The following is a 12,220-nucleotide window of genomic DNA, read 5'->3' as shown; positions in this document are numbered from 1 at the left end:
CACCTACCCCGGGCGTCTCGCGGGCCGCGTCAGTTGGGTATAAGACCCACCCGCCCTCCCCGATTATCCCGCCTCCCCCCCCCCCCCCGCCGGCCTGGCCCTCCGCCCCCGCTGCACCGTCACCGCCATTGCCCCACAGGATGCCGCCCGCGCCGCCGCTGCCGCCGGGCGTGGTCGCGTTGGCGCCGTCGCCGATCAGCGGGCGGCCCAACAGCGTCTGAGTGGGCGCGTTGATCGCGTCCAGCAGAGCCTGCTGGACGTTGGCGGCTTCGGCGCTGGCATACGATCCTGCACCTGCGTTCAAGGTCTGCACAAGCTGTTCATGAAACGCCGACGCCTGGGCGCTCAGCAGCTGATAGGACTGGGCATGGGCGTCGAACAGAGCCGCGACCGCCGCCGACACCTGATCGGCGCCCGCGGCGAGCACGCCCGTCGTCGGAGCCGCCACCGCCAGATTTGCCGCGCTGATCGTGGACCCAATATTGGCCAGATCCGTTGCCGCGGCGGCCACCGCCGCTGGCGACGTGATCACAAACGACATCCCCTACCTCCGACCAGCTCATAACGACCAGAGGTGGAGCCTATCGTCGTTGCCCAGCGAATTCGTCGGATTCACGCCGATCGCGGCAGAGTGCACAAAGTAGCAGTCGCAACTGTCGAGTGGGATGATGCAAAACGTGCACCAACCCATCCAGAAATGCACACCGACACCCGGTAGCCAAGACCAGTCGATGGGCGCCGCGGCCGGCAAGTACTTGAACGTGGGCAGTTTCCGCTTCTGGTTCGCCGGTCAACATTGGGAGTGGTCTGACGAGGTAGCGCGGATGCACGGATATGAACCCGGATCGGTGGTGCCAACGACGAAACTGCTGTTGTCCCACAAGCATCCGGACGACCGTGCGGCCGTCCAGGACATGCTTGATTACGCATTGCGGTCGGGAGAGTCGTTTTCGAGTCGGCACCGGTTCGTCGACACCACGGGCAAGGTGCACGACGCGATCGTTGTGGCTGATCGCATGCTCGACGAGGCGGGTGCGGTGGTAGGTACCGCCGGTCATTACATCGACCTCACCGACACCTTGGATGAAACCCGACACGAGACGAGGCAGGAGGTGCTCGACGACGCTCTTCCGGGCTTATTTGAGAATCGGGCGGCCATCGAGCAGGCCAAGGGCGTGCTGATGTTTGTGTATCGGGTCAGTGCCGATCAGGCATTCCGCGTCTTGCAGTGGCGGTCGCAAGAGACAAACACCAAGTTGCGCGCGCTGGCGACGCAACTGCTTGCCGAAGTCGCCATGCTGACAGCACCGTCGGCTACTGCCCAAAACCAGTTCGACCATCTATTGCTGACGGTGCACGAGCGCATCCCTGCCGACTCCGCCCGGTAGCCATTCGAGCCGGTCAGGCCTCTTCCAGCGCCTCGCCAAATTCTTCCAGCAGCCGGTTGTGGTGGTTACTGGCCAATACGTGTCCGGTAGCGATGACCAGAGCGACCGGCCAGTCGATAAGTTCGAAGGCGGCCAGGGCGGCCAGACCGCCGTAGTAGGCCAGCTGTTCGGGGCGTGGAATGGCCACTTGCCCCACCACCGGCAGGTTCACCGCAAAGGTCTCGGCTTCACGAATCTTCTTCACAGCGTCACGCTGGGAGGTTTCCCGGCGAGCCTTCTTTTCGGCCATCATTTGCCTTTCAGTAACTAAGGGTTTGCCGCTAGGCAGGACGGTGCGGTCACCGTCTGACGTATGACGAGGACCGACGCTCAGTCCGATCCGCTGGTTTCGTCGATTGCCGTGTTGCTGACCGTGCCGTTGCGGGAGCTTTACGCGGTGCTGTGGCGCGTTGGGGTTGTCGAGGTTCGCGAGACGGACCCCGCGAAGCGCCGCCCGGCGGGGAATCTTGCGGCGCCCGGGGGTTTTCAGGGTCGGATTTGTCCCGACCCGTCAGCACACGACTCAGGATGGCCACTGCGATGGTCGCAGCAGTCGCGGCTCCTAGGGCCTGTGCCCAGCCGAGCGGTCCGAGCGGGGTGCAGCCGAGCAGTTGGCTGACGCCCGGAATGCTGATCAGGATTCCCACCAGCGCGAGTGAGCCCAGCGCGGTCAGCATCACCATCGGGGCCTGCGACTCGAGCAACGTCTGGCCCAATTCGGCTGCCACCAGCGCGACCAGCGCCACGGTGGACGCGCGTTGCGGCAGCCCCGTGAACCCAGCCATCGCCCACGCGGCCGTCGCCGCCGCCGCCGTGGTGACGCCGCGGATGGCGACGGCGTTCCACAACGCGGCCTGATCTGCGCCGCGTAGGTTGGGGTCCACTTGGCTGCGGGGCTTGCTGACGGCAAGGGCCGCAGCCGGCAGCGCGTCGGTCAACGTGTTCACCAGCAGCAGTTGGCGGGTATTTAGGGGCGAAGTCCCGGTGATCGCACTGCCGATGATCGCGAAGATCACTTCACCGGCATTACCGCCGAGCAGCACTGCCACGGCGGCCTGCACCCGCCGCCACAGCTGGCGTCCTTCTTCGATGGCCTCCAACAGCGCATCGATTCGGCCGTCGACCAACACAACGTCGGCCACAGTGTGAGCCGGATCGCTGCCGCGCGCGACCACCCCGATACCGACCGTGGCCGCTCGGATAGCGGCGGCGTCGTTGGCTCCGTCACCGACCATCGCCGTGCGCACGCCGGCATTCTCGAGCGTCTGGACAACCTGGACTTTGTTCTCCGGTGTCATCCGGGCGAATATCACCCGCTCGGTGACGACGCGCTCTTGGTCCTTGCGTGACAACGAGTCCCATTCGGGACCGCTGATGACCTGATCCGCAGTCACCGGGAGGCCAAGTTCCTCGGCGATGGCCTTCGCGGTAATCGGATGATCGCCGGTGATCAGCAATATGCCCACCCCTTGCTGGCGCAGATTCGCGATCAGGCCAGCGGACTCGGCACGCGGAGTGTCGGACAATCCGAGGAATCCTGCCAGGGTCAACCCATCCGAGCAGAATTCGGCGATGTTATCGGGGCTTTCCTGGATCGCCCGAGCTTGTTGTGGGGTCAGCCGGCGCTGCGCCACGGCGATCACCCGCAACCCCTGTGCCGCCAGCGCGGCGACGGTGCTGTCCATCGACGTGACGTCCCCGCACGCGGCCAGCACCACCTCGGGTGCACCCTTGACGGTCAACTCGGTACCCGTCGCCGAGGCCGAAAATGACCGGCCGGAGCGAAACGGTAGGTGCGCGGTAGGAGTGGAGCCGCCATTGTGGAGGTCACCGACGGAGGCATCCGCTGCTGCGGCGGCCTCGACAATGGCAACGTCGGTCGCGTGCACCTGCGGACCGCCATTGGTCACCGGCGCGGCGTGCGCCGCGCAGCGCAGCACCTCCTCACCCGAATAGCCCGGTGCGGGTTGGACCCGCGAGACCCGCAGCCGGTTCTCGCTAAGCGTTCCGGTCTTGTCGAAGCAGACCACCTCGATGCGGCCGAGAGCCTCGACCGAACGCGGAACACGAACCAGCGCACCGAATTTCGTCAATCGTCGTGCCGACGCAGCTTGCGCCAGGGTTGCCACCAAGGGCATCCCTTCGGGAACCGCTGCGACCGCGATGGCTATGCCGCTGGCCACCGCGTGCCGCAACCCGGTGCGGCGCAACAACCCGAGCGCTCCAACCAGCGCACCGCCGGTCACGCTGACGGGGAGTGCCCGATTGGTGAGCTGGCCGAGCTGATGTTGCAGGCCGATTTCCGATGACAACTCGCCGGATACCAGATCGGCGGCGCGTCGCTGCTGGGTGTCGGCGCCCACCGCGGTCACCAGCGCGACCGCGGTGCCTGCGACCACGGTGGTGCCGGCGAACAGCATGCAGCGACGCTCAGCGAGGGGGACACCGGGTGTCGCCTCGACCTGCTTCTGCACCGACAACGACTCGCCGGTGAGCATTGACTCGTCGACCTCGACGTCGACCTCCTCGATGACCCGGGCGTCGGCCGGCACCACCTCGTGGGTGCGGACTTCGATGACGTCGCCGGGCCGCAGGAGCGCCGCGTCGACGTGGACGTATGCCCGCTCACCGTGCGCAGCGGCGACTACTGTGCGGGCCGGTGGAATTTGTTGAGCCAGTAAGTGATGCAACCGTTTCTCGGCTCGTAACCGCTGGGCCGCCGCCAGTATCGAGTTTCCCGTCAGTACCGTCCCAACCAGTACCGCATCGACTGGCGAACCGAGCACCGCACTGGCTGCCGAACCGAGCGCCATCACCGGGGTCAGCGGGTCGGATAATTCGGCGCGGACGGCCTTGATGAGCTGCCAGATGGCTTGCGCGGGTGTTTCGGCCAGCTGCGCGACTCGTTGGGCCGCTTCGAGGCCGCCGGCGAGCGCCCCGGTACGCCCCTCGTCGGATTCCGCGGGCGGCTCCGGCGGGGGCAATGTTTTACGGACTTGTTCGACCGACATTGCGTGCCATTCGTGGCTGGCGGCCGGGCGCGGGCGTTCTGCGCCGATGACGCCGCGCGCCATCAGATATCCCGAGAGCATACCGGCGGCGGCGCCGGCGGTGACTGGGCCGGTCCCAATGCCGCGGACACCGGGAATGAGAAATAGCGAGCCCATCGCTGTTGCGCCAGCGGATATTCCGACGCCTCGCTGGGTTGCCGACTTGGCTGCCGGCAGCGCGTGCAGGACTCGCCAGGCAGCTGCAAGGTCGGGCAACAAGAGGTCGGCATCCCAGGGCGGTGGACCCTGCCGTGGCATTACGCCCAGTGCCAAGTCGGCAGAAGAAATCGCTTGCGCGCCAGACGATGACAACACGGCTACCGTTCGGCCCGCCTTCTGCAGGTCAGTAACCGCGCGGGCTAGGGCCTTGTCGACGGCGTCGTCCGGGGATCCATTCGCGGCGCTCTTCGGGGGTCGGATGTCGTCGAACGCGGGCCGCAGCTCATCCAGCGAGTCGGTCTCCACAGTGACGAGTTCCGCCCCGGTGCGGTGTGCCTCGGCAACGACGGCGGAGGCCAGCGGGTCGTGCGTGGGAAGCAACAGCGCCTCGACTTTGGTATCCGGCTGATCGGCCGAAATGCCGGGCACCGGCCGCCAACCCGGGCGCAGACCGTTTCGCTCCAGCATGAGTTGGGCACGGTTCCAGGCCACCGACAGCTCGGCCTCGTCGGCGCCTCGGATCCGCGCGACCCGCATGCTGTCGGTACACAACACTCGCGGATCGATGACAATCGCGTCGACGCGGTCTAACCGGCGCAGACTCTTTGGCCGCAACGCCAATACCCCGTGTTGATTGGCCAATCCGTGTCCAAGCGCCGCAGCAAATGCCTCGGGTGTGGTCCGGTTGGCCTTGGGGGCGGTCACCAGGGCGGCGGTGGCGGCCACATTCACGTCGCGGGTGCCGGCGCCGATCAGCCCGGCGCTGAGCGCCTGCAGGAGCGCGAAACGTGCGGCGTTGCGCTCGCCGGGTCCGGAGGTCGGCGGTGGCCGCTTCGCGCTCGAGGCCGGTTGATCGGCGTGGCGCGCCAACTCGGGTTCATGCTGTTGCCACGCACGTGCCTGGGCACGGCACTCGGCGGTTTTAAGCGACTGCATCAGCAAACCCACCGACAATGACGCCGGTGATTGGGTGACGGTTTCCGCTGCCGCCGTCGCCAATGTCATCAGCGTGTCCGTCGCGGGTCTACCGATCCCGCCCTCAAGCAGACGGCGCAGCAGGGGCTGGTAGTCCACCGCCACCACGCCCGCGAGGACACCGATCGGCAATCGCGGCCAGCGCAGCAATCGGCCGGTGAGCGCTAAGCCCAGACCGGCCGCGTTGGCTGCCAGCGTCACCGCTCTGGTGGCCAGCACCAGGCCGTCGCCCGGCAGACTTGGTGGTGGTGCACCGGGCGGGTCTTGGATTGGGCGACAACGTGTTTCGACGTCATCGATGATGCGGCACAGGTCATCCAATGAGGTGTCCTTACCGTTGGTGCCGACGACGACACGCGATAAGGGGTAGTTGAGGCTGACCGACGTCACGCCGGGGTGGGCTCGGACCGCGTCGAGCACGAGACGCCCGAATTCACCGTCGCCCGTTTCGTCGAGGCCGCGCACCTCGATCCAGGCGCGGCTCTCGCCCCGCCAACAGTGCCGGCTAAGCGTCTCGCGGGAAAGCTCGCCAGAAAGCGCCTTGGCTCCCTCCCGCAACGGGATCGCGGCGATCTCGATTCCAGCCTTAGCGACCGATCCCGCCGTCTGCCCCAGCGTGCCCGCAAGAGCTGTCGCGGCGCTGATCGATGTGTTGGTGAGGACGGTGGTCGCCTGCAGGCCAATCGCGGCGGCGCGAAACGGCACAGACTTTCTTACCGATGTGGCAATGCTCAACGGCTGCTCAAGGGGTGCCGACTAGTTCGTGCTGCGCAACTCGGTGGCACCCGTGCGGCGGCCCGCCGACTTCTTGGCCGCCGATTTAGGGGCGGCCTTGTGTGGCTGGGCCTTCTCAGGCGACGGCTTGGTCGGCACCGGCGTCAGCTTCGCCTTCACCGGCGGTGCGGACACCTCTGGCTTGTTGTTGTTCATCTTCCGCAACAACAACGCCCCACCGCCGACGGCCAACAGGATTGGCCAATCGACGATTCCGGTGACGCCGATTGCACCTATGGCCAAAGCGGCTGCCGCGGTCGACTTGCTGCCACTGCTGAGTCCTTTTTGAATGCCCTTTGCGGCGCCGGTCACACCACCGGCAACTCCGTTGACCGCCGCGCCGCCTACTGCGCCCGCGGCCGCTGTGGTCGCCGTCGCTGCGCGACTCACCGTTCGACCCATCCCCCGAACTGCCCCGCCGACGACACCCATGATGACTCCTGGCCCAGATTGCTTTCGTTCCAAAACGTATAACTACCGTTTTACACCTGTTAACCCACAGTCTGCATTCACAGCACTTTGAGATTCTGTCAAGCACCTAAGACATGCAAGCCTGCCACGTCGCGAACACACAGACAACGCCAAGCTACTTACGTGTCGCGCAGATCGACCAGCACCGGCGCGTGATCACTGGGCGCCTTGCCTTTGCGCTCCTCGCGCACGATCTGCGCGTCGACCACGCGATCGGCCAACGCAGGCGAGGCCAGGATGAAGTCGATCCGCATGCCCTGCTTCTTCGGAAACCGTAGCTGGGTGTAGTCCCAGTAGGTGTAGACCCCGGGGCCCGGGTTGAAAGGCCTTACCACATCGGCGAATTGCGCGTCGACGATGGCATTGAACGCCTTGCGTTCCAGCTCGGAGACGTGGGTGCTGCCTCGATAGAACTCGGTACTCCACACGTCGTCGTCGGTAGGAGCGATGTTCCAATCGCCGACCAGTGCGATCGGAGCCATGGGATCGTCGCGTAGCCATCCCTCGGCCGTATCACGCAGCGCGGCAAGCCAATCCAATTTGTAGATGTAGTGGGGGTCGTCCAGGGTGCGGCCGTTGGGCACATACAGGCTCCACACGCGCACACCGCCGCAGGTGGCGCCCAGTGCGCGGGCCTCTGCCGTGGCCGCTACCTCCGGCTTGCTGCTCCAGGTGGGTTGACCATCGAAGCCGACCTGCACGTCGTCGAGACCGACGCGGGATGCGATCGCCACGCCGTTCCATTGGTTGAAGCCGACGTGTGCGACCTCGTAGCCGAGTTCGAACAATGGCAGGGCAGGGAATTGGCTATCCGAGCACTTAGTCTCCTGCATGGCCAGCACGTCGACGTCGGCGCGCGCAAGCCAATCGACGACGCGGTCCAGGCGGGTGCGAATCGAATTCACATTCCAGGTGGCCAGCCGTAGCAGCGGGTCGCCGCCATTATCTGTGCCGTCGGGCATGGGTCCCTCCTATCTCAAGCTGTCAGGTGGCACGACATACCGGCTGCGATGATGCAGTCGGAACCCCAGGGACTCTGCGAGCGCGGGCGTGTCGGTGTCGAGCACGCGCATATAGCTACGGGTCGCGCCGCGGTTGGCGCCCCCGGCCAAGAGTGCTTCACATACCCGGCTCTGTGCTCCCGGCATCGCCGACAGGCCGACCCACCGGGTGCCGTCGGGTGCGTCGGTGACTGCGGCGCGTGCGAGCGGCGGCTGCTCTAGCGTGGCGCTCGGGTCCGGCGGTGACGCTGGCGTGACGCTCGACACGTCGCGCACCAGGATTTGCTCGGTGTGCTCGCTCGCCAGGCCTGGCGGCAGCTTCAGCAAGCGGTCGGGGATGGCCAGCAGTGGTGTCAGGTTGCGTTGTGTGTACCAGTCAACGATCGCCGGAATGGCAGCTGTTCGAGCTGAAATATCCAGCGGTACAGCCGAATTGGTGACGGGTGTAGCTCCGGGGTCGGCCCGTAGCAGCCAGCCGTCCACCCAGGCTTGCTCAACGCCGGGCCAGGCCGCGGCGGCGGCGTGCTCGAGATTCCGGATCTCGGAGGTGCGCACCGGGGCGTCGGTGAGCACCCGCAGCGCCACGACGTCGGCGCGCGAGAACTCGACGACGGCGCCCCGCTTTGTCTGCACTCGCACCGCGGGGTCGACCGCCAGCAGGTGTCCTACCGCGTCGGTCAGCGGCGGGACCGAACCGGCGGGGCGGCGGTAGCGGACTGCCACCCGCGTCCCGAGGTTCGGCCAGGAGACCATTAGTGACCGAACGGGTCGGGACCCTCGCCCGGCAGCCACGACAATCCGGGCACGCCCCAGCCGTGTGACTTGACACTTCGTTTCGCGGCGCGGGCATGCCGGCCGATCAGGCGATCAAGGTAGAGAAATCCATCCAGGTGCCCGGTTTCGTGCTGCAGCATCCGCGCGAACAGGCCGGTGCCCTCGATGGCGACCGGACTGCCGTCGGCGTCGAGTCCGGTGACTCGTGCCCACTTGGCCCGTCCGGTGGGGAATGACTCACCGGGGACCGATAAGCAACCCTCGTCGTCGTTGGTCGGGTCGGGCATGGTCTCGGGGATCTCGGAGGTCTCCAGCACCGGATTGATGACGACACCGCGGCGGCGGCTGGTCAAGCCGCGGTCCTCGGCGCAGTCGTAGACGAAGACGCGCAGTCCGTACCCGATCTGGTTGGCGGCCAGGCCGACCCCATTGGCGGCGTCCATAGTGTCGTACATGGTGGCGATCAGTTCGGGCAGATCGGCCGGGAGCGATCCGTCTGTGGCGACCGGTATCGGCGTCGTCGGGGTGTGCAGGACCGGATCGCCCACAATCCGGATGGGTACGACTGCCATGGTCGGCTAGCTTATGCCTGGCGACAATCGCCGCCGCATAGCGGCGGGGTGAGGAGCCGGGCAATTGGGCTTCTGCCTGGCGACAATCGCCGCCGCATTGCGGCGGGGTGAGGAGCCGGGCAATTGGGCTTCTGCCTGGCGACAATCGCCGCCGCATAGCGGCGGGGTGAGGAGCCGGGCAATTGGGCTTCTGCAAGCAAGTGGGCCGACTCGCGGGTCGGGATTACCGCCCAACAGTTCCGGGCATGATTCAATATTCGCGCAAAACATGCCCCTCTGTCGGTCAAGTCATTCGGAAGGGTCCAGGGGAAGCGATATGGACAGCGCCATGGCGCGGGCAAATCGAGCGGGGGACGATTCTGAAGTCGCCGATGGGCTGACCCGTCGCGAGCACGACATCTTGGCATTCGAACGCCAGTGGTGGAAGTTCGCCGGTGTCAAGGAGGAAGCGATCAAAGAGCTGTTCTCCATGTCGGCGACGCGCTACTACCAAGTGCTCAATGCGCTGGTGGACCGGCCCGAAGCACTGGCTGCTGACCCGATGCTGGTGAAGCGGTTGCGACGGCTACGCGCCAGCCGGCAGAAGGCGCGGGCCGCGCGGCGGCTCGGCTTCGAGGTGACCTGACGCCTGAAGGGCTTTTGCAGGTTCTGGCCGTCTGCTGGCTACAGTGGGCTCGATGAATGAGCGCGTACCCGACTCTTCGGGGCTTCCACTGCGGGCCATGGTGATGGTGCTGTTGTTCCTCGGTGTCATCTTTCTGCTGCTGGGCTGGCAGGCATTGGGTTCCGGGAACTCCGACGATGACTCCGCGTCGCCGGTGCCCACTATGACCACCACGACGGCGCCGACCTCGACCAGCGCAAAACCCGCCGCCAACCAGGCTGAGGTTCGTGTCTACAACATCTCGGGCAAAGACGGCGTCGCCGGGCGCACCGCGGATGAGCTCAAGGCGGCCGGTTTCAAGGTGACCGAGGTCACCAACCTTTCGGTATCGGACGTCTCGGCCACCACGGTGTATTACAGCGATGCCGAGGGCGAGAGGGCTACCGCGGACGCGGTGGGCCAGAAGCTGGGAGCACCGGTCGAGCGGCGAATCTCGGCACTCGCAGACCAACCGCCCGGAGTCATCGTCTTGGTGACGGGCTAGGCTCTCGCTATGCCTAAGCCCGCCTTGTTTCTGGCCGTTTGCGTTGCCCTGTTGAGCGCGTGCTCATCGCCCCAACATGGGTCGTCAACCCCGGGCACCACCCCGTCGGTATGGACCGGATCGCCTGCGCCGTCGGGAACCTCGGGTCACGATCAGGAGGGGGCTCCGCCCGCCGCGGAGAGCCTGACCACCATCCTGCGGACACCCGATGGCACACAGGTCGCGACCGCTAAGTTCGAATTCAGCAACGGCTATGCCACTGTCACGATCGCGACGACCAGCGTCGGCGTGCTGTCGCCCGGTTTCCACGGGGTGCACATCCACAAAGTGGGCAAGTGCGAGGCAAACTCGGTTGCCCCAACCGGTGGTGCGCCCGGCGACTTCCTGTCTGCCGGTGGACACTTCCAGGTGCCGGGACATAGCGGACATTACATTTCCAGCGGTGACCTGACTTCGCTGCAGGTACGTAAGGACGGTTCGGCGATGTTGGTGACCACGACGGATGCCTTCACCATGGACGATCTGGTGAGCGGGGAAAAGACCGCGATCATCATTCATGCTGGCGCAGACAATTTCGCCAACATCCCGACGGATCGCTATACCCAGGTCAACGGGACGCCGGGGCCCGACGAGACGACGATGACCACCGGTGACGCCGGCAAGCGGGTGGCGTGCGGTGTCATCGGTTCCGGCTAGCTCGCCGGCCACTAGAGCGGCTAACCGCATCGATTTCGCCCGCTCACCGCGGCCGACCGTGGGCGTCGAATGGGAATTCGCACTCGTCGACGCGCAGACCCGCGATCTGAGCAACGAGGCCACCGCGGTCATTGCCGAGATCGGCGAAAACCCGCGCGTGCACAAGGAATTGCTTCGCAACACCGTGGAAATTGTCAGCGGCATCTGCGAATGTGCCGGGCAGGCGATGGAGGATCTACGCGACACGCTGGGTCCCGCACGCCAGATCGTCCGGGACCGCGGCATGGAGCTGTTCTGCGCAGGTACGCACCCGTTCGCCCGGTGGTCCACCCAGAAGCTCACCGATGCGCCGCGCTACGCCGAGCTGATCAAGCGCACCCAGTGGTGGGGCCGCCAGATGCTGATCTGGGGTGTGCATGTACATGTCGGGATCTCGTCGGCCAACAAGGTGATGCCGATCCTGACGTCGCTGCTCAACTACTACCCGCACCTGCTGGCGCTGTCGGCGTCCTCGCCCTGGTGGGGTGGCGAAGACACCGGGTACGCCAGCAACCGGGCGATGATGTTTCAGCAGTTGCCCACCGCTGGACTGCCGTTCCACTTTCAGACTTGGGCGGAGTTCGAAGGCTTCGTCTACGACCAGAAGAAGACCGGGATTATCGACCACATGGACGAAATCCGTTGGGACATAAGGCCGTCACCGCATCTGGGCACCCTTGAGGTACGGATTTGCGACGGGGTGTCCAACCTGCGTGAGCTGGGCGCGCTGGTGGCGCTGACGCATTGCCTGATCGTCGATCTCGATCGGCGACTGGACGCTGGCGAAAGCCTGCCGACCATGCCGCCGTGGCATGTCCAGGAAAACAAGTGGCGTGCCGCTCGCTACGGCCTGGATGCGGTGATCATCTTGGACGCCGACAGTAACGAGCGGCTGGTTACCGAGGATCTCGACGATGTGCTGACGCGGCTGGAGCCGGTCGCGAAATCATTGCACTGCGCCGACGAACTGGCCGCGGTCTCCGACATCTACCGCTATGGTGCCTCGTACCAGCGACAGCGGCGGGTGGCCGAGGAGCACGACGGAGACCTGCGCGCGGTTGTCGACGCGCTCGTTGCCGAACTCCAAATCTAGCCACCGGTCTCGACGGCTATCCCGGAACCTCTTAGGTTTAG

General features: G+C 65.8%; 12 protein-coding genes. 5 read left to right on the top strand and 7 right to left on the bottom strand.

The window, feature by feature from the left end:
• Nucleotides 1–541, bottom strand: a 541-nt coding sequence (locus MSIMFI_RS27720; RefSeq protein ID WP_224770047.1) for a PE family protein, incomplete at its 3' end; no start/stop codon positions are given.
• 190 nt (nucleotides 542–731) lie between these two features.
• Between MSIMFI_RS27720 and MSIMFI_RS02980 the strand changes: the two genes are divergently transcribed.
• Complete coding sequence (locus tag MSIMFI_RS02980) at nucleotides 732–1,388, top strand: PAS and ANTAR domain-containing protein (RefSeq protein ID WP_224770224.1); 657 nt, start codon at nucleotides 732–734, stop codon at nucleotides 1,386–1,388.
• Between the two features lie 13 nt (nucleotides 1,389–1,401).
• Here the strand turns inward: MSIMFI_RS02980 and MSIMFI_RS02975 are convergent, their stop codons facing one another.
• From MSIMFI_RS02975 to MSIMFI_RS02950, 6 genes are all read right to left on the bottom strand, one after another.
• Complete coding sequence (locus tag MSIMFI_RS02975; protein WP_186245545.1) at nucleotides 1,402–1,677, bottom strand: hypothetical protein; 276 nt, start codon at nucleotides 1,675–1,677, stop codon at nucleotides 1,402–1,404.
• A gap of 49 nt (nucleotides 1,678–1,726) precedes the next feature.
• Nucleotides 1,727–6,316 (bottom strand): cation-translocating P-type ATPase, encoded by a 4,590-nt coding sequence (locus MSIMFI_RS29945; protein WP_224770046.1) that lies wholly within the window; start codon nucleotides 6,314–6,316, stop codon nucleotides 1,727–1,729.
• A 51-nt stretch (nucleotides 6,317–6,367) separates the two neighbouring features.
• Nucleotides 6,368–6,817: a hypothetical protein gene (locus tag MSIMFI_RS02965; RefSeq protein ID WP_186241452.1), complete on the bottom strand. Its 450-nt coding sequence runs from the start codon at nucleotides 6,815–6,817 to the stop codon at nucleotides 6,368–6,370.
• Nucleotides 6,818–6,975: 158 nt separating this feature from the next.
• The gene (locus MSIMFI_RS02960; protein ID WP_191496064.1) at nucleotides 6,976–7,818 is read right to left on the bottom strand and encodes an exodeoxyribonuclease III; all 843 of its coding nucleotides are present in this window, start codon (nucleotides 7,816–7,818) and stop codon (nucleotides 6,976–6,978) included.
• A 9-nt stretch (nucleotides 7,819–7,827) separates the two neighbouring features.
• The gene (locus MSIMFI_RS02955; RefSeq protein ID WP_191496063.1) at nucleotides 7,828–8,610 is read right to left on the bottom strand and encodes a GNAT family N-acetyltransferase, cg3035/Rv0428c family; all 783 of its coding nucleotides are present in this window, start codon (nucleotides 8,608–8,610) and stop codon (nucleotides 7,828–7,830) included.
• Nucleotides 8,610–9,203, bottom strand: coding sequence for a peptide deformylase (locus tag MSIMFI_RS02950; protein WP_191496062.1), 594 nt, complete (start codon nucleotides 9,201–9,203; stop codon nucleotides 8,610–8,612). The genes MSIMFI_RS02955 and MSIMFI_RS02950 overlap by 1 nt, the downstream gene beginning before the upstream one ends.
• 316 nt (nucleotides 9,204–9,519) lie before the next feature.
• Here MSIMFI_RS02950 and MSIMFI_RS02945 point away from each other — a divergent pair, with 316 nt between their 5' ends.
• The 4 genes from MSIMFI_RS02945 to MSIMFI_RS02930 are packed head-to-tail and all read left to right on the top strand — an operon-like array spanning nucleotide 9,520 to nucleotide 12,179.
• Complete coding sequence (locus MSIMFI_RS02945) at nucleotides 9,520–9,828, top strand: DUF3263 domain-containing protein (RefSeq protein WP_085248213.1); 309 nt, start codon at nucleotides 9,520–9,522, stop codon at nucleotides 9,826–9,828.
• A 52-nt stretch (nucleotides 9,829–9,880) separates the two neighbouring features.
• The gene (locus MSIMFI_RS02940; protein ID WP_186241455.1) at nucleotides 9,881–10,351 is read left to right on the top strand and encodes a LytR C-terminal domain-containing protein; all 471 of its coding nucleotides are present in this window, start codon (nucleotides 9,881–9,883) and stop codon (nucleotides 10,349–10,351) included.
• 9 nt (nucleotides 10,352–10,360) lie between these two features.
• The gene (sodC, locus tag MSIMFI_RS02935; protein ID WP_191496061.1) at nucleotides 10,361–11,047 is read left to right on the top strand and encodes a superoxide dismutase[Cu-Zn]; all 687 of its coding nucleotides are present in this window, start codon (nucleotides 10,361–10,363) and stop codon (nucleotides 11,045–11,047) included.
• The gene (locus MSIMFI_RS02930) at nucleotides 11,028–12,179 is read left to right on the top strand and encodes a glutamate--cysteine ligase (RefSeq protein ID WP_186245547.1); all 1,152 of its coding nucleotides are present in this window, start codon (nucleotides 11,028–11,030) and stop codon (nucleotides 12,177–12,179) included. Before sodC ends, MSIMFI_RS02930 begins: the two co-directional genes overlap by 20 nt.
• Nucleotides 12,180–12,220 lie beyond the last annotated feature (41 nt).

The organism is Mycobacterium simulans, assembly GCF_900232995.1.
GTDB lineage: Bacteria > Actinomycetota > Actinomycetes > Mycobacteriales > Mycobacteriaceae > Mycobacterium > Mycobacterium simulans.
Note: the sequence above shows the minus strand (reverse complement) of the source record. Positions and strands in the feature narration are given on the sequence as shown.